The organism is Streptomyces sp. NPDC001027 (assembly GCF_040299045.1).
Taxonomy (GTDB): Bacteria; Actinomycetota; Actinomycetes; order Streptomycetales; family Streptomycetaceae; genus Streptomyces.
The window spans coordinates 25,516-42,550 of sequence record NZ_JBEPBI010000038.1 but is presented as its reverse complement, the minus strand read 5'-3'; the positions used below and the strand labels follow the sequence as shown (position 1 = coordinate 42,550).

Genomic DNA, 17,035 nt, shown 5'->3' with positions numbered 1-17,035 from the left:
TCCCGCTCAGTACTTGCCCGCGGCCGCCGGCGCCCCGCCGCGGGGCCCGTACGGCGCGTACTCCAGCCATGACCCGCACGAGGGCAGCACCGGTGCGAGGGCCGCCGCCGCCCGCTGCCGGAGCCGTACCGTCCGGCGTCGGGGGCGCAGATGCTCCAGCGCGAGCCCGGCGGCGGCGCTGTTGAACAGCCCCGCCTCCCGGCGCGTCCCGGCGAACTCCTCCACGGCCCGCTCCGTGCCCGCGGCGACGGCGGCGGCCGCCGCCACCGCGTCGGCGATCCCGCTGTTCATGCCGCGCGCCCCGAACGGCGGGAACAGGTGCGCGGCCTCGCCGACCAGCAGCACCCGCCGGTGCGGATCGGTGAACGACGCGGCGACCTTGCGCAGGAAGCGGTACGTCGACACCCACAGGATCCGGTCGTCGTACCCCTCGCCGACGATCGCCGGCAGCCACTGCCGTACGGCCTGCTCGGTGCCGAAGTCCTCCTGGGCGTCGTCGTCGCGGCACTGCAGGTCGACCTGGAAGCCCCCGGTGAACGGCACCCGCATCACGCTGCGTCCGCCCACCCCCGGATGCTCGTAGTGGAAGACGCGTTCCAGCGGCAGCTCGGCGCCGGGCACGTCGGCCACGTCCACGACGACGTGGAAGCCCTCGCCGCGCACGCCCTCCATGGCGATGCCCAGCGCGCGCCGGACCGCCGAGCGGGCCCCGTCGGCGGCGACGACGTGTCCGGCGTGCCACTCCCGCCCGTCCTCGCCGCTCAGCACGACCCCCTCCGGGGAGGTGCGCACCTGCGTGACGCCCGCCCCCCACACGAACTCGACCCCGGCCCGCACGCAGGCCGCGCGCAGGAACCGCTCGGTGTCCACCTGGCGCAGGCTGGTGAAGGGCGGCAGGGCCGTCGACGCGCCGGACCGGGGCGGGAACGTGCGGGCGTACACCTCGCGGCCCCGGTACAGGGTCCGCCGGGTGTGCCAGGTGCGCCCGTAGGAGGTGATCTCGGCGGCCAGTCCCGGCGCCGCCCCGTCGAGCAGCGCGAGGGTCTCGCGGTGCACGAACAGGGCGCGGCTGCCGGGCCGTTCGCGGTCCTCGGGGTCCGCCTCCAGCACCAGCGCCGGCAGCCCGTGCGCGCGCAGCGCGAGCGCCGCCGACAGCCCGACGGGGCCCGCCCCCACGACGACGGCCGGGTTCACGCGGGCACGCTCCGCGGCGTCCCGGTCAGCATGCGGGTGATCTCCACCCGCTTCACCTTCCAGGTCGCCGTCATCGGCAGCTCCTCGAACCGCCACTGCCGGGGCTCGGCCATCGCGGGCAGATCGGCCGTGGCCGCCCGCCAGCGCCCCGGATCGAGCGGACGCTCGCCCCGCACGCACACCACCGGCACCGGCTCACGGTCCGCGCCGGGCACGATGACCACCTCGCGCAGTTCCTCCAGACGCTCCATCAGCGTGTCCTCGACCTCCAGGCTGCTGTGCACGGCGTCGATCCGGTCGATCTCACGGTCGATCAGACGCAGCGCGCCCAGCCGGTTCAGGACGCCCATGTCGCCCATCTGCCACCAGCCGTCGTCGAGCTGGCGCTCGTACTGCGCCCGCGCGCCCAGGTAGGTGAGGATGCGTCCACGGGTGCGCGCCTCGATGCGGCCGGGCGTGCCGGGCGCGACCGGCCGGCCGTCGGCGTCGGTGATCCGCAGCCGGGTGAAGCCGGGGATGCCCGTGCCGACCCGGCGGCCGTCCGCCCGCTGCGCGCTGCGCCGGGTGAACCACTGGACCGCGACCGGCCCGGTCTCGCTCTGCCCGTACAGCTGGACCAGCCAGGGCGCACGCCGTTTCGACGCGTCCAGCAGCCGGCGCACGGTGCGCGGGTGGATCGCGTCGAACGTGGAGCCGTACGACTTCACCCGGGACAGCGGGGCGCCGGGCGCGTCGGCCAGCTCCTCCCAGAGCACGAACGTGTTGGGGTGGGTCTCGACGATGCCGGGCCGGTGGCGGACGAGCAGCGGCCGTACGGCGGCCGGGTCCGGGTCGGTGATCAGCACCAGCGGGCTGCCGAAGTGCAGCAGGACGCCGAGCAGGTGGTAGAAGCGCGAGTGCACGAACGACATGTGCAGCGCGGCCGTCTCGCCGCGGGTGGGCCAGCCCATGGCCTGCTGCGGGACCAGCCGGTTCCACATGGTGTTCGGGCAGTGCACCGCCAGCTTGGGGACGCCGGTGGTGCCGGAGCTGTGGGTGATCAGCGCGGGCTCGCGGGGGTGCAGCCGCACGGGCGCGGGAGGCCCGTCGGCGGTGAACCCGCCCAGCAGCTCGGCGCCGGGCGCGTCGTCGACGGACAGCGTCCGCCGCACACGGACGTCGACGCCCTGCAGCGGCCCCTCCAGCTTGGCCCTGTCGGTGATCAGCCAGGGCTCCCGCAGCCGTTCCAGCAGCTGCCCGACGACCGGGCCCGCGAGGCCGGGGGAGAGCAGCACGGGGACCGCGCCGATACGGGAGACAGCGCAGGTCAGCAGGACGATGTCGACGTTGTCCGTCTTGTGCAGGGCCACCTGCTCGGAGGGCCGCACCCCGGCCGCCCACAGCCGGCCCGACAGCTCCTCGACCACGTCGGCGAGGACGGTGTAGTCGAGGTCGACGCCGAGGGAGGGGTGGGTGTCCAGCGGTCGGTCCAGGGTGACGAACACGGCGCCGTGCCGGTCGGCCGCCCGCCGGAACATGGGGCCCAGATAGAACCCGCGGTCGGCGAGCAGACGTTGCTGCGACATGTGACTGTTCCTTTCGGCCGTGCGGCGGGGACCCGAGGGGGTCACCACGCCCCCTGGCGGACCAGGTGGCGGCGGAGCTTTCCGGTGGGGGTGCGGGGCAGGGACGTCACGAAGCTGACGCTCCTGGGCACCTTGAAGGCGGCGAGACGCTCGCGCGCCAGGGTGAGGAGGTCCTCCTCGAGACCGGCGGAGACCGGACCGGCCGGGACGACGAAGGCGCGCAGCCGGCTGGAGCCGCGCCCGTCGGTGACGGCGGCGACCGCGACCTCGCGCACCCCCGGGCGGGTCCGCAGCACGGCCTCCACCTCCAGCGGGGAGACGGTGATCCCGCCGACCATCTCCATGTCGTCGGTGCGGCCCAGATGCCGGTAGGCGCCGTCCGGCTCGCGCCGGGCCCGGTCGTGGGTGGCCAGCCAGCCGCCGACCAGGGTGCGCCCGGTCTCCTCCGGCCGGTTCAGATAGCCGGACGTCAGCGTCGGCCCGCGCACCCACATCTCCCCTTCCGCGCCGTCCGGCACCGGCCGCCCGGCCCGGTCGCGCAGCTCCACCTCGAACCCGGGCACGGGGCGCCCGACGGTGCCGGGACGGTCGTGGCCGAGGCTGTTGGCGCAGAAGGCATGACCGGCCTCGGTGGAGCCGATCTGTTCCAGCACGGGCGCGCCGAGCAGTTCGGCGACCCGGCCGCCGAGCCCGTCCGGCAGACCCTCGCCGGCCGACACCGCGGCGCGCACCGAGGCGAAGCAGGCGCCGTGGCCGCTGCCCCGGTCGGCGACCAGCGCCGCGTACGCCGACGGCACCGAGTACAGGAGGGTGACCCGGTGCCGGGCGACGAGCTCGTCGACGGCGGCGGGCGTGGGACGCCGGTCCACCAGGACGGCGGACGACCCGGAGAAGAGGGGGAAGGCGAAGGCGTTGCCGAAGCCGTACGCGAAGTACAGCTTCGACACCGACAGGGTGACGTCGTCCTCGGTGATCCCGAGCAGCCGCCGGCCGATCAGGTCGTGGTAGGTCTTCGGGTCGCCGTGCGCGTGCACGACGCCCTTCGGACGGCCCGTGGTGCCGGAGGTGTACTGCACGTACAGCGGCGTATGGGCGTCGACCGGGTGGACGGCGGCGGGCTCGGCGGCGGGGGCCAGCGCGAGGAGCTCGTCGGCGCCGAGCCGCGCCCGCCCGGCGAAGCCGTCGGCCGGCCCCGGCCCCGTCAGGCAGAGCACGGCCTCGGTGTCCTCGGCCATGAACGCGTGCTCGGCGGCGGGCAGTTCGGGGTTGACCAGGACGGCGACGGCGCCGAGCCGGGCCACGCCGAGGAAGGCCGCGATCCAGGCCACCGAGTCGGGCAGCGCGAGCACCACCCGGTCGCCGGGCCGCACTCCGTGGTCCGCGAGCACCCTCGCCGTCCGCGCCCCGAGGTCGTGCACCTCGCCGTGGGTCCAGCGCCGGTGCCCCTGGTGGAACGCGGCCCGCCCGGCCCAGCCCCGCCGTTCGGCGAGGTCGGCCAGCTGCCCGGCGAGGTTGCCGGGGGCGTCGGCGGGCCGCCTCGGCCGGGGCACGCCCGAGGCGCGGGCCGCCGGCGCGGCGGGTGACGGCGGTGCGGCGGCGGGCGCCTGAGTGAGCGGGGAAGCCGCCATGGGTCGCTGCGTCGTCATCGGGAGGCCTCCTCGGCGGTGGCGGGGCCCGGGTGCGGGGCCGCCGCGCCGCCCTCGGCGTCCTCCCGCAGGGCCCGCATCTGCGCGGCCGTCTTCAGCAGCATCTCGTCGTACTCGGCGACCGGATCGGAGTCGAGGACGATCGCGCCCCCCGCCCCGAGCTGCATCGAACCGCCCGCGAGGACCGCGGTGCGGATGACGATGTTCAGGTCCGCGCCGCCGCTGCAGCCCAGATAGCCGAGCGCGCCCGCGTACACGCCGCGCGCCTCGGTCTCCAGCTCGTCGATGATCTCCATCGTGCGCAGCTTCGGCGCGCCCGTCATCGAGCCGCCGGGGAAGCAGGCGCGTACGCAGTCCACCGCGTCAGTACCCTCGCGCAGCCGTCCCTCCACGGTGGAGACGAGCTGGTGCACGGTCGCGTACGTCTCGGCGGCCATGAGCCGCGAGACACGCACGGTGCCGGTCCGGCACACCCGTCCCAGGTCGTTGCGGAGCAGGTCGACGATCATCAGGTTCTCGGCGCGCGTCTTGGCGTCGGCCGCCAGCGCGTCGCGCAGCCGGGCGTCCTCCAGCGGGTCGGCGCCGCGCGGCGCGGTGCCCTTGATGGGCTTGGCCTCGGCGATCCCGTCCCGGGTGATCCGCAGGAACCGCTCCGGCGAGGAGCCCGCCACGTCGAGGTCGCCGAATCGCAGGAAGGCGGCGTAGGGGGCGGGGTTGACGCGGCGCAGCGTCCGGTAGAAGGCGAGCGCGTCGGCCGGTGCGGGTAACCGGGCGGCGTCGGTCAGGCAGACCTCGTAGCTGACGCCCTCGGCGAGCGCCCGCCGGCAGGCGGCGATGTCCGCCAGGTAGGTCTCGCGGTCCCGCACCAGCCAGGGCTCGGCGGCCGCGCGGTCCGCCTCCGCCGACGCCCCGGGGGCCGGGGACGGCGCCCGGTCGGCCTCCGCGGGCAGCGAGGTCAGCCGGGTCAGCGTGCTCTCGAGCCAGTCGGCGGCCTCGAGGGCGGCCTGCGGGGTGTCCTCGGCCAGGCAGACGGCGTAGGTGAAGCCCTCCTGGTGGTCCACCGCGATCAGCCGGTCGGCGAACAGCCAGCAGGCGTCCGGGACGGCGGAGCGGTGCCGGTTCGGGGAGCCGCAGTCGGCCTTCGTCTCGTAGCCGAAGTAGCCGACGTAGCCGCCGGTGAAGTCGAAGGGCAGCCCGGTGGCGTCGACCCGGCGGCCGGCGAGCTGCCGCTTGAGGTAGTCGAAGACGCTCGCCCGGACCTTGCGCGTCGGCCGCCCAGGGCGCTCGATCTCGCAGCGCCCGGCCTCGACGTCGTAGCGGACGAACTCGGAGAGCGGACCGCTGCCGTCGCCGAAGAACGAGAAGCGGGACAGGCCGGGCTCGACACGGGAGCTGTCCAGCCAGAACGCGCGGGGCGAGTCGGCGTACAGCCGGGTGAACGCGGCCTCCGCGTCGATCGCCTCGGCGATGCGGCGGGTGTGCAGCCGGTAGGCGGGCCCGCTCGCCCGGCGCGGGCCGGGGACGGTCACCCTCTGCCGCGGCATCGCGGCCTCCGAGGGCGGGACCGCGGTGTTCTTCGTCCGCGTCTTGCGGGCCCGCTCGGCCGTGAGGTTGCGGAAGTTCACCAGCATCCGGTGGCCGTACTGGGTGAGCACCGACTCCGGGTGGAACTGCACGCCCCACAGCGGCCTTTCGCGGTGCCGCAGACCCATCAGGACGCCGTCCTCCGACCACGCCGTGGCTTCCAGGGAGTCGGGCAGCGGCTCGCGCACGGCCAGCGAGTGGTAGCGCACGGCGGTGAAGTTCTGGGGCAGCCCCTGGAACAGGTCCCGCTCGTCGTGCCGGACGGCCGACAGATGCCCGTGCCGGGGCTCCGGGGCGGCCGACACCTGGGCGCCCTCCCCGAGGGCGATGCCCTGGTGGCCGAGGCAGACGCCGAGCACCGGCAGGGGGGACTCGGCCAGCACACGGGCGCTGATGCCGAAGTCACGCGCCTTCGCCGGATGCCCGGGACCCGGCGACACCACCACGTTGTCGAACGCCGCGAGGTCGGGGACGGCGTCCGCCGGGGCGTCGTTGAGGACCACCACCGGCTCCTCGCCGTTGACCTCGGCGATCAGCTGGAAAAGGTTGTACGTGTACGAGTCGTAATTGTCGATGAGCAGGGTTTTCACCCGCTCACCTCCCTAGGGTCGTTCTCTGGCCTACGCGGTGCGTTTGTGGCGACCGCGGAGCGCCTGGAGCGGTGGATACAGCCATTTCTTGAAGAAACGCTGGAGGCGGGGCATCAGAATCCAGGTGACGAGGGCCGTCACGCACAGACACAACAGCAGCGTGCGGACGAAAGGATTCAGTCCGCCGAGATAAGGAAGCACGATCAGATTGAAAAGGAGCACCGGCGGGAAAACGGCGCTCATATTCACGAACCACAACTTCCATTTCGACGGAGGACCCGGCGGGGCGGGCGGCTTCGGCGCGGGAGCCTGGGCGTCGAACCACGCCTTGGAGCCCTGCACGCTCCGCCGACCTGTCTGCCGGGCGACGCCCTGAGTCCGGGCGTCCCACCGCAACCGGGCGGCTGAGTCCTCCCAGGCGCGTGCCGCACCCTCACTGACGAAGCGATAGACCACATGCCATTCCGCCCCTTCGTCGACGAGCACACCACCTCCCAGGAATCCGGGCTGCTGTGCGCTCGCGCCCAGCATGCCCCATCCCCAGGAATGAAAGTCGGCCTCTCGGCCCGGCACCACGTGATAAGCGGCGGTGACGGTGACGGGATTACTGGTCACACCGTCGAGTACGCGTCAGAGAGCGCTTGCGTTCACAGGTTCTCCAAACTTTTCCAACTGTCACCCGACGTCCGAAAAGGGGCTTACGGCTGGTCTCGTCCGGCCTGGGGACGGAATCGAGGAGAGGAAGCGCGGCCGTGCGTCCGCCCGATCGCCTCGGTCGCCGGAGAAGCGGCCCAGGTCAGCGGACGTCCTCATTCCGGAGGGGCGGCGGGGGCCGTCGTTTCCGGCGCCTCCCCGAACCGGGCGAGCGCCAACGCGCCCGCGACGGCGACCGCGAAGCCCAGCACCGCCAGCCACGCCAGCCCCTCCCGGGTGCGGTCGCCCAGCCACACCACGCCCACCAGCGCCGGCCAGACCGTCTCCCCGATCACCATCCCCGCCGTGGCCGTCGTCACCGACCCCCGCTGCAGGGCCGTGGTGAGCAACAGGAACGCGGCCCCGCCGCCCAGCAGCAGCGCGTACAGGGCCGGATCGGTCAGCAGGGCCACGGGGGACATCGAGTCGATCAACCGCACCGCCACCTCCACCACCCCGAACCCGAACCCCGCGCCCAGGCCCAGCACCAGCGCCCGCCCCCGCTCCGGCAGCCGTCCGCCGGCCAGCCCCAGCAACAGCATCGCGACCGCCGCGCCGAGCATCGCCCACGGCAGAGCCGCCGGCCCGCTCTCCTCGCCCTCCGCGCCGGAGGCCAGCCCCAGCATCGCCAGTCCCGCGCACACCACCGCCACGGCCGCCCACTCGACCCGGCTCAGCCGCACGTGCAGCAGCCGCGCGGCGACCACCGCCGTCACCGCGAGGCTCGACGCGAGGGCCGCCCCCACGGCGTAGATCGGCACCGACCGCAGCGCGACGATCTGGAAGACGAACCCCAGCCCGTCAAGGCCCAACCCGGCCAGATAGCGCCACTGCCGCACGGCCCGCAGCAGCAGCGCCGCGTCCCCGCCGCGGCCGCCCCCCGCGCCCCCCTCGGCGGCCGCCGCCCGCGCCGCCATCGCCTGCAACACCGTGGCGGCGCCGAAGCAGACCGCCGCGCCGAGCGCGCACACCATTCCCAAGAGCACGAAACGGACTGTAGGGGAGCGCGCCGCCGCCGCAGGGCCGCCCGGGCCGCCTTGGGGCGCTGTCACCCCGGTGTCTAGGCTGTCGACCGGAAATCGCCGTAGGGGCGATGCGACCAGGGGGAGACACGGACATGGCGGAAACGCGTCGACGACTTCGTTCGGGCACGGTCGTGCTCGGAGGCGTGGGGCTGCTCGCCACCGCCCTCACCGCCTGCTCCTCCGACCCCGACAAGCGCTGCGTCGACCGCGACAGCTACACCCTCGCCAAGGGCTACAAGGTCGTCGCCGACAAGAACTGCAAGTCCGCCAAGAGCACGTCCAACGGCGTCTGGTACTACGGCGGCGAGAAGAAGGGCTCCTGGGTCGACGGCGGCTCCCTTAGCAAGCCGGGCAAGGGGTCCGGCGGCTCGAGCGGTTCGAGCAGCAGCGGCGGCGGCAGCGGCAGCGGCGGCGTCGACCGCGGCGGCTTCGGCGGGGACGGCGACGGCGGCAGCCACAAGGGCGGCTCCGGCGGCTGAGCGACCCGGCGACCCCGCGACCGGACGACCGACCGGCTGAACAGGACACCGTCACCCATGCGACGTCACACCGTCGAGCCCCGCCCCGGCTGGCAGCAGACCGTCGAGGCACAGGGCCTCGTCTACCCCCTCACCCGTCACCCCGACGGCAGTCTGCGCCCCTACTGGGACGAGAGCGCCTACTACTCCTTCACCCTCGACGAGGTCGAGGCGCTGGAGGAGACCGTCGAGGAGCTGCACGCCCTGTGCCTGGACGCCGCCGCGCACCTGGTGGACGCCGACCGCCTCGCCGACCTCGGCATCACCGACCCGCGGATCGCGGCGGCGGTCGCCGACGCCTGGCGCCGGCGCGCCGAACTCCCCTCCGTCTACGGGCGCTTCGACCTGCGCTACGACGGGAGCGGCCCGGCGAAGCTCCTGGAGTACAACGCCGACACCCCCACCTCCCTCGTCGAGGCCGCCTCCCCCCAGTGGTTCTGGATGGAGGACCGCTTCCCCGGCGCCGACCAGTGGAACTCGCTGCACGAGCGCCTCGTCGCCGCCTGGAAGAAGCAGGCCGCGCTGCTCCCGCCCGGCAACCCCCTCTACTTCGCGCACTCCTCGGCCGACGAGCTCGGCGAGGACCTCATGACGGTCGCCTACCTCAAGGAGACCGCCGAACAGGCCGGCCTGGACACCGACTGGATCTCCATGGAGGAGATCGGCTGGGACCCGCTGTCCGGCCGCTTCGTCGACGGACGACTCCGCTTCATCCGCAGCTGCTTCAAGCTCTACCCCTGGGAATGGCTCAGCACCGACCGCTTCGCCGGCCACGTCCTCGACACCCTCGACAACGGCGGCGGCACCGGCAGCACCCTGTGGATCGAGCCCGCCTGGAAGATGCTCCTCAGCAACAAGGCGCTGCTCGCCGTCCTGTGGGAGCTGAACCCCGGCCACCCCCACCTGCTGCCGGCGTACCTCGACGGCCCGCGAGAGCTCGCGGCGACCACCGGCTACGTCGCCAAGCCGCTGCTGGGCCGCGAGGGGGCCGGCGTCACGATCCACGAGAAGGGCGCCGATCCCGTCGTCCGCGACGACGAGCCCTGCTGCTACCAGCAGCTCGCCCCGCTCCCCGCCTTCGACGGCAACCACGTCGTCCTCGGCGCGTGGGTCGTGGACGGGGAGTCCGCCGGCCTCGGCATCCGCGAGTCCGCCGGCCTGATCACGGACGAGTACGCCCGCTTCGTCCCGCACGTGATCCTGTGATCCGCACCCGGTAGGCTGGCGAGCGGGCCGTGACTGGCGCGCTGGGATGGGACGGACCATCGGGGAGCGGCCCGTGAGCAGTGACAGTGCCGTGCGCCTGGGCCGAACCGAACTCGCCGTACGCCACGTCCGGAGGTCCCGATGCCCGAGAATTCCGCACCCCCGTCCACCGAGTCCGCCGCGTTCCGCGCCGCCCTCGACGTCGTCCGCGCGGTCGAGCCGCGCGTCGCCGACGCCATCGGCCAGGAGCTCGCCGACCAGCGCGAGATGCTCAAGCTGATCGCCTCGGAGAACTACGCCTCCCCGGCCACCCTCCTCGCGATGGGCAACTGGTTCAGCGACAAGTACGCCGAGGGCACCGCCGGCCGCCGCTTCTACGCCGGCTGCCGCAACGTGGACACCGTCGAGTCGCTCGCCGCCGAGCACGCCCGCGAGCTCTTCGGCGCCCGTCACGCCTACGTGCAGCCGCACTCCGGCATCGACGCCAACCTCGTCGCCTTCTGGGCCGTCCTCGCCGACCGGGTCGAGGCCCCCTTCCTGGAGAAGACCGGCGCCCGCCAGGTCAACGACCTCTCCGAGGCCGACTGGGCCGAGCTGCGCCAGGCCTTCGGCAACCAGCGCATGCTCGGCATGTCCCTGGACGCCGGCGGCCACCTCACGCACGGCTTCCGCCCGAACATCTCCGGCAAGATGTTCGACCAGCGCTCCTACGGCACGGACCCCGCGACCGGCCTCATCGACTACGACGCGCTGCGCACGACGGCCCGCGAGTTCAAGCCCATGATCATCGTCGCGGGATACTCGGCGTACCCCCGTCTGGTGAACTTCCGGATCATGCGGGAGATCGCCGACGAGGTCGGCGCGACCCTCATGGTCGACATGGCGCACTTCGCGGGCCTGGTCGCCGGCAAGGTGCTGACCGGCGACTACGACCCGGTCCCGCACGCCCAGATCGTCACCACGACCACCCACAAGTCGCTGCGCGGCCCGCGCGGCGGCATGGTCCTGTGCGACGACTCCCTCAAGGACCAGGTCGACCGCGGCTGCCCGATGGTCCTCGGCGGCCCGCTCCCGCACGTCATGGCCGCCAAGGCCGTCGCCCTCGCCGAGGCCCGGCAGCCCGCCTTCCAGGACTACGCCCAGCGCATCGTCGACAACGCGCGCGCCCTCGCCGAAGGCCTGACGCGGCGCGGCGCGACCCTGGTCACCGGCGGCACCGACAACCACCTGAACCTGATCGACGTCGCCTCCTCCTACGGCCTCACCGGCCGGCAGGCCGAGGCCGCGCTGCTCGACTCGGGCATCGTCACCAACCGCAACGCCATCCCGGCCGACCCGAACGGCGCCTGGTACACGTCCGGCATCCGCATCGGCACCCCCGCGCTGACCACCCGCGGCCTCGGCACGGCGGAGATGGACGAGGTCGCGGCCCTCATCGACCGGGTCCTCACCGCAGCCGAGCCGGGCGTCACGAAGTCGGGCGCGCCGTCGAAGGCCTCCCACGTCCTGGACGGGAAGATCGCGGACGAGATCTCCCGCCGGGCGACCGACCTGGTCGCGGGCTTCCCGCTGTACCCGGAGATCGACCTCGGCTGACCCGCCGGCGTCCCGGGCGGCCGCGCGAGCCGCCCGGGACCCGTTCCGGGTGGTCTCCGCGCTCTGAGACAATAGGGGGCATGGCCTCTGACCGACCCCGTGTGCTCTCCGGAATCCAGCCCACCGCAGGCTCGTTCCACCTCGGCAACTACCTCGGCGCCGTCCGCCAGTGGGTGGCCCTGCAGGAGTCCCACGACGCCTTCTACATGGTCGTCGACCTGCACGCGATCACGGTCCCGCAGGACCCGAAGGAGCTCGGCGCGAACACGCGGCTGGCCGCCGCCCAGCTCCTCGCGGCCGGTCTGGACCCCGAGCGATGCACGCTGTTCGTCCAGAGCCACGTCCCCGAGCACGCGCAGCTCGCCTGGGTGATGAACTGCCTCACCGGCTTCGGCGAGGCCAGCCGGATGACGCAGTTCAAGGACAAGTCCGCCCGGCAGGGCGCCGACCGCGCGAGCGTCGGCCTCTTCACGTACCCGATCCTCCAGGTCGCCGACATCCTGCTCTACCAGGCCCACGAGGTCCCGGTCGGCGAGGACCAGCGCCAGCACATCGAGCTCACCCGCGACCTCGCCGAGCGCTTCAACGGCCGCTACGGCGAGACCTTCACGATCCCGAAGCCGTACATCCTGCGCGAGACCGCGAAGATCTACGACCTCCAGGACCCGTCGATCAAGATGAGCAAGTCGGCGTCCACGCCGAAGGGCCTCATCAACCTCCTCGACGAGCCGAAGACCACCGCCAAGAAGGTCAGGAGCGCGGTCACCGACACCGACACGGTCATCCGCTACGACGCCGAGGACAAGCCGGGCGTCAGCAACCTGCTCACGATCCTGTCCACGCTGACCGGCCGCAGCGTCCCCGAGCTGGAGAACAGCTACGAGGGCAAGCTCTACGGCGCGCTCAAGACGGACCTCGCCGACGTCGTCGTCGACTTCGTGACGCCGTTCCGGGACCGCACCCAGCAGTACCTGGACGACCCCGAGACGCTCGACTCGATCCTCGCCAAGGGCGCCGAGAAGGCCCGCGCCGTGGCCGCCGAGACGCTGTCGCGGACGTACGAGCGGATGGGCTTCCTGCCCGCGAAGCACTGAAGGCGCTCCGAAGCACTCGGGGCGCACCGCACACATGTTCCTCGGGGCAGAGCGCTGCACATCACTCTGTCTGCGCCTGCCCAGAGCACAGCGGCAGTCGTACAGTCGATAGCCGTACGACTGAGTACGAACCCGGCACCACACCCCGCCATCGCGACATGACGACAGGAGAAGACGTGGGGACCGTAACGATCGGCGTGTCGATCGCGGTCCCGGAGCCTCACGGCAGCCTGCTCCAGGAGCGGCGCACAGGCTTCGGCGACGCCGCGGCTCACGGCATCCCCACCCACGTCACACTCCTGCCGCCGACCGAGATCGACGCGGGCGCGCTGCCGGCCGTCGAGGCGCATCTCACCGAGGTCGCGGCGGCCGGCCGACCCTTCCCGATGCGGCTGTCCGGCACCGGGACGTTCCGGCCGCTGTCGCCGGTGGTCTACCTGAGGGTCGTTCAGGGCGCGGAGACCTGCGCCCGGCTCCAGCAGCTCATCCGGGACGCCTCCGGGCCTCTGGTGCGTGAGCTGCAGTTCCCGTACCACCCGCACGTCACCGTCGCGCACGGCATCGACGAGGCCGCGATGGACCGGGCCTTCCAGGAGCTCGCCGGCTACGAGGCCGAGTGGCCCTGCACCGGCTTCGCCCTCGCCGAACAGGGCGCCGACGGCGTCTGGCGCAAGCTTCGCGAGTATCCCTTCGGCGGCACGGTGGTGCCCCCGCAGGCCGCCCACGTCGACCGGGGCTCCCTGCCGGCGCGCTGAGCCCCGGCCGACCGGTTCACAGCGGCAGCCGCCGGAACAGTCCCCGCGGCAGGTGGCGCAGGAGGGACATCACCGGGCGCAGAGTCCCGGGCGCCCACACCGTCTCCGAGCCGCGCCGCAGTCCCAGTTCGACGGCCGTGGCGACCGCCTCCGGGGTGGTCGTCGGCGGCGTCTGCGCCCGCCCGGCCGTCCCCTTCGTCCGCACGAACCCGGGCCGCACGACCATGACGTGGACGCCGGTGCCGTGCAGGGCGTCGCCCAGGCCCTGGGCGAAGGCGTCGAGGCCGGCCTTGCTGGAGCCGTAGATGAAGTCCGAACGGCGGGCCCGCTCGGCGGCGACCGAGGAGAACACGACCAGTGAGCCGTGTCCCTGCGTCTGCAGTGCCTGTGCGGCGATCAGACCGGCCGACACCGCCCCCGTGTAGTTGGTCTGCGCGACGCGCACCGCGGCCGCCGGCTCGCGCTCGTCGTTCGCCTGGTCGCCGAGGACGCCGAAGGCGAGCAGCACCAGATCGACGCCGCCCTCGGCGAACACCTTCCCGAGGGCGCTCTCGTGGGACTCCGGTTCCAGCGCGTCGAACGGCACGGTGTGGACGTCCGCCCCCAGCAGCCGCAGCTTCGTCGCGGCCGACTCCAGCGCCGGGGACGGCCGCCCGGCCAGCCACACCGTGCGGGTGCGGCGGGCGATCAGCCGGCGCGCGGTGGCCAGGGCGATCTCCGATGTGCCGCCGAGGACGAGCAGGGACTGGGGGAGGCCGGAGGCGTCCTTCATACGGGCTCCTGAGGAACGGTGCCGGGAACGGTCTCGGCAGGCATCCCGGCGACCGTATCGCCCCTTCTCGGGCGACTGGCTGTGAAACGTGACGATCATCCCCGAAATGGCCGATCGGCGGGCTGTCGCCCGAATTGCCGGCCCCCGGTTGCGGTGTCCGCGCGCTTGTGCCCGGCCCTCCCGGCGTCATCCGTCGTGAGCAGGGCAGAGTGGGCTCATGGACTGGCTCAGAAAGCTGCCGTGGATCGGGCCGGCGGTCGCGCGCCTCATGGCCACGCACGCATGGCGGTCGTACGAGCGCCTGGACCGCGTGAAGTGGACGCGGCTCGCCGCCGCGATGACCTTCGTCAGCTTCGTGGCGCTCTTCCCGCTGCTCACCGTGGCCGCGGCCGTCGCCGCCGCCACGCTGACCGAGTCCCGGCAGCAGGAGCTCCAGGACAAGATCGCCGACCAGGTCCCCGGCATCTCCGACCAGATCGACGTCCACGGCCTGGTCGAGAACGCCGGCACGGTCGGGTCCATCGCCGGCGCCGTCCTGTTGCTGACCGGCATCGGCTGGGTCGGGCAGATGCGGGACTGTCTGCGCGCGGTGTGGGAGCTGCCCGACAAGGACGAGAACCCGGTCCTCGCCAAGGTGAAGGACGCCGGCGTCCTCGTCGGGCTCGGCGGGGCGGTGCTGCTCACCCTCGCCATCTCCACCGTCGCCTCGGCGCTGGTCGGCTGGATCACCGACGAGCTCGGCATCGACCAGGCCGGCTGGGGCAGCCTCCTGCTGCGGTCCGCCGCGTTCGCCGTCGCCGTCCTCGCCGACTTCCTGCTGCTCCTGTACGTCCTCACCCTGCTGCCGGGCGTCGAACCGGGCCGCCGCCGACTCGTCGTCGCCGCGTTCATCGGCGCCGTCGGCTTCGAGCTGCTGAAGCTGCTGCTGAGCGGCTACATGCAGGGCGTGGCCGCGAAGAGCATGTACGGCGCGTTCGGCGTGCCCATCGCCCTGCTGCTGTGGATCAACTTCACCGCGAAGCTGGTCCTGTACTGCGCCGCCTGGACGGCGACCGGCAGCGCACCCGACGAGCCCGGCGACATCGACGTCAGCGACGACGTCGTACCAGGTCCGGCAGCGGCCAGCGGCGGTTGACCAGCCACGCGCCGCCCGCGAGCAGCACCAGCAGACCGCCGGTGATCCCCAGTGCGATCCACATGCCGCCCGAGCCGGAGCCCGCCACCGCGCCCGCCACCGCCTTCCCCGACGCGTTGCCCGCGCCGCCCGCCTGACCGGCCCCCGCGGACGAGGACGGGTTCGCGCCGGGCTGGGCGCTCGGCTGCGCGGCGTTCCTCGGCGCGACCAGCTCGCCCACCGGCTTCACCTTGCCGGCCGCCTGGAAGCCCCAGTCGAACAGGGCGGCCGTCTCCTTGTAGACCTCGTTGTGGTCGGGCTTCTCCGGGTTCATGACCGTGACCAGCAGCACCTTGCCGTTGCGCTCGGCGACGCCGGTGAAGGTGGCGCCCGCGTTGGTGGTGTTGCCGTTCTTGACGCCCGCGATGCCGGGGTACTGGGAGATGTCGTAGTCGCCGCTGAGCAGCCGGTTGGTGTTCTGGATCTCGAAGGTCCCGCGGCTGGGCTTGCCCTTCTTGTTCTTCGTCGTCGCGCCGGGGAACTTGGCCGAGACGGTCGAGCAGTACTCCCGGAAGTCCTTCTTCTGCAGGCCCGAACGGGCGAACAGCGTCAGGTCGTACGCCGAGGAGACCTGGCCGGGCGCGTCGTAGCCGTCCGGGGAGACGACATGGGTGTCGAGGGCCTGCAGTTCGCCCGCGTGGTCGTTCATCTGGGAGACCGTGGCGGCGACGCCGCCGTTCATCGCGGACAGGACGTGCACGGCGTCGTTGCCCGACCGCAGGAAGACGCCGAGCCACAGGTCGTGGACCGTGTACGTCTCGCCTTCCTTTATGCCGACGAGGCTGGAGCCGGAGCCGATGCCGGCCAGGTCCTTCGGGTCGACCTTGTGCACGGTGGCCCGGGGGAAACGCGGCAGCACGGTGTCGGCGAACAGCATCTTCATCGTGCTCGCCGGGGGCAGCCGCCAGTGCGCGTTGTGCGATGCCAGCACATCGCCCGACTCGGCGTCCGCGACGATCCACGACCGCGCCGTGAGGTTCTTCGGCAGCACCGGCGCGCCGCCCGCGATCGTCACCTGGGTGCCGGCCTGCCCGAGCCGCGCGCCGCCCACGGTCGACATCTTCGCCGGCGGGGTGACCGAGGGAGAGGCGGACGCCGAGGCCCCCTTCGACGCGCCGGCGGACGGCGACGCCGACGCGGAGGCGGGCGGCGACGCCGCAGGCGAACGGGGCGTCGACGGGGGCGGGATCGGCACGGCGAGCGAGGCGGGCGTGGTCAGCGCGAGGGCCGCGAGGGTCGCGGAGGTGACCAGCAGGGAGCGCCTGACGGTCTGCTTCATGGGTGCGGGCACGACGCAGAACGTACCCGGCCCGCGACGCGAAGTCCCGCTCCGCTCCCCACCCCGGTCACGGAACAGGACACCGGGCGGCGATACTGAACGCATGACGCTCAGCCGCCGCCTCTCCTGGTTCCTGCTCGCCTTCGGGGTGTGGAGCTGGATCATCTGGGTCACTTTCGTCAAGAACCTGGTCAAGGACAGCAGCGGGCTCGCGTTCGAGGACGGCGACCCCACCGCGTACTTCTGGGTGCATCTCACGCTGGCCGTCGTGTCCTTCGTATTGGGGACGGTCGTCGGGGCCATCGGGTTGCGTGGTCTGCGCGCACTGGGCCGGACGTCGTAGC

At 73.1% G+C, this 17,035-nt stretch carries 15 protein-coding genes and 1 riboswitch; of the genes, 7 read left to right on the top strand and 8 right to left on the bottom strand.

Features of this window, described 5'->3' with window-relative positions; translation table 11 throughout:
• Positions 1–6 precede the first annotated feature (6 nt).
• The 6 genes from ABT300_RS14000 to ABT300_RS13975 all read right to left on the bottom strand — a co-directional run bounded on the left by ABT300_RS14000 (position 7) and on the right by ABT300_RS13975 (position 8,246).
• On the bottom strand, positions 7–1,194 hold the full coding sequence (locus ABT300_RS14000) for an FAD-dependent monooxygenase (RefSeq protein WP_351674746.1): 1,188 nt from the start codon (positions 1,192–1,194) through the stop codon (positions 7–9).
• The gene (locus ABT300_RS13995; protein ID WP_351674744.1) at positions 1,191–2,759 is read right to left on the bottom strand and encodes a class I adenylate-forming enzyme family protein; all 1,569 of its coding nucleotides are present in this window, start codon (positions 2,757–2,759) and stop codon (positions 1,191–1,193) included. The genes ABT300_RS14000 and ABT300_RS13995 overlap by 4 nt, the downstream gene beginning before the upstream one ends.
• A gap of 41 nt (positions 2,760–2,800) precedes the next feature.
• The gene (locus ABT300_RS13990) at positions 2,801–4,405 is read right to left on the bottom strand and encodes an AMP-binding protein (protein ID WP_351674742.1); all 1,605 of its coding nucleotides are present in this window, start codon (positions 4,403–4,405) and stop codon (positions 2,801–2,803) included.
• Positions 4,402–6,579, bottom strand: coding sequence for an aminodeoxychorismate synthase component I (gene pabB, locus ABT300_RS13985; protein ID WP_351674740.1), 2,178 nt, complete (start codon positions 6,577–6,579; stop codon positions 4,402–4,404). Before pabB ends, ABT300_RS13990 begins: the two co-directional genes overlap by 4 nt.
• Positions 6,580–6,609: 30 nt before the next feature.
• Positions 6,610–7,194 (bottom strand): antibiotic biosynthesis monooxygenase, encoded by a 585-nt coding sequence (locus ABT300_RS13980; RefSeq protein ID WP_351674738.1) that lies wholly within the window; start codon positions 7,192–7,194, stop codon positions 6,610–6,612.
• A gap of 194 nt (positions 7,195–7,388) precedes the next feature.
• On the bottom strand, positions 7,389–8,246 hold the full coding sequence (locus ABT300_RS13975; protein WP_351674760.1) for a DMT family protein: 858 nt from the start codon (positions 8,244–8,246) through the stop codon (positions 7,389–7,391).
• Positions 8,247–8,389: 143 nt separating this feature from the next.
• Here ABT300_RS13975 and ABT300_RS13970 point away from each other — a divergent pair, with 143 nt between their 5' ends.
• From ABT300_RS13970 to ABT300_RS13950, 5 genes are all read left to right on the top strand, one after another.
• Positions 8,390–8,776 (top strand): hypothetical protein, encoded by a 387-nt coding sequence (locus tag ABT300_RS13970; protein ID WP_351674736.1) that lies wholly within the window; start codon positions 8,390–8,392, stop codon positions 8,774–8,776.
• 57 nt (positions 8,777–8,833) lie between these two features.
• Positions 8,834–10,021, top strand: a complete 1,188-nt coding sequence (locus ABT300_RS13965) for a glutathionylspermidine synthase family protein (protein ID WP_351674734.1) — start codon at positions 8,834–8,836, stop codon at positions 10,019–10,021.
• A 19-nt stretch (positions 10,022–10,040) separates the two neighbouring features.
• Positions 10,041–10,131, top strand: a riboswitch (ZMP/ZTP riboswitch).
• A 31-nt stretch (positions 10,132–10,162) separates the two neighbouring features.
• Positions 10,163–11,617: a glycine hydroxymethyltransferase gene (locus tag ABT300_RS13960; protein ID WP_351674733.1), complete on the top strand. Its 1,455-nt coding sequence runs from the start codon at positions 10,163–10,165 to the stop codon at positions 11,615–11,617.
• Between the two features lie 80 nt (positions 11,618–11,697).
• Positions 11,698–12,711: a tryptophan--tRNA ligase gene (gene trpS, locus ABT300_RS13955; RefSeq protein ID WP_351674732.1), complete on the top strand. Its 1,014-nt coding sequence runs from the start codon at positions 11,698–11,700 to the stop codon at positions 12,709–12,711.
• A 176-nt stretch (positions 12,712–12,887) separates the two neighbouring features.
• A complete protein-coding gene (locus ABT300_RS13950; RefSeq protein ID WP_351674730.1) occupies positions 12,888–13,466 on the top strand; it encodes a 2'-5' RNA ligase family protein in 579 nt (192 codons plus the stop codon).
• Positions 13,467–13,482: 16 nt separating this feature from the next.
• Here ABT300_RS13950 and dprE2 read toward each other — a convergent pair whose 3' ends face one another.
• Positions 13,483–14,238, bottom strand: a complete 756-nt coding sequence (gene dprE2 / locus ABT300_RS13945) for a decaprenylphospho-beta-D-erythro-pentofuranosid-2-ulose 2-reductase (protein ID WP_351674728.1) — start codon at positions 14,236–14,238, stop codon at positions 13,483–13,485.
• Positions 14,239–14,455: 217 nt separating this feature from the next.
• On the opposite strand from dprE2, the gene ABT300_RS13940 reads away from it, so the two are divergent.
• Complete coding sequence (locus ABT300_RS13940) at positions 14,456–15,373, top strand: YihY/virulence factor BrkB family protein (protein ID WP_351674726.1); 918 nt, start codon at positions 14,456–14,458, stop codon at positions 15,371–15,373.
• Here the strand turns inward: ABT300_RS13940 and ABT300_RS13935 are convergent.
• Positions 15,327–16,703, bottom strand: a complete 1,377-nt coding sequence (locus ABT300_RS13935; RefSeq protein WP_351674724.1) for a D-alanyl-D-alanine carboxypeptidase family protein — start codon at positions 16,701–16,703, stop codon at positions 15,327–15,329. The genes ABT300_RS13940 and ABT300_RS13935 overlap by 47 nt on opposite strands.
• On the opposite strand from ABT300_RS13935, the gene ABT300_RS13930 reads away from it, so the two are divergent.
• Positions 16,690–17,034: an SCO4848 family membrane protein gene (locus ABT300_RS13930; protein WP_502977935.1), complete on the top strand. Its 345-nt coding sequence runs from the start codon at positions 16,690–16,692 to the stop codon at positions 17,032–17,034. The two genes, ABT300_RS13935 and ABT300_RS13930, sit on opposite strands and share 14 nt — an antisense overlap.
• The last annotated feature ends 1 nt before the right edge of the window (position 17,035 follow it).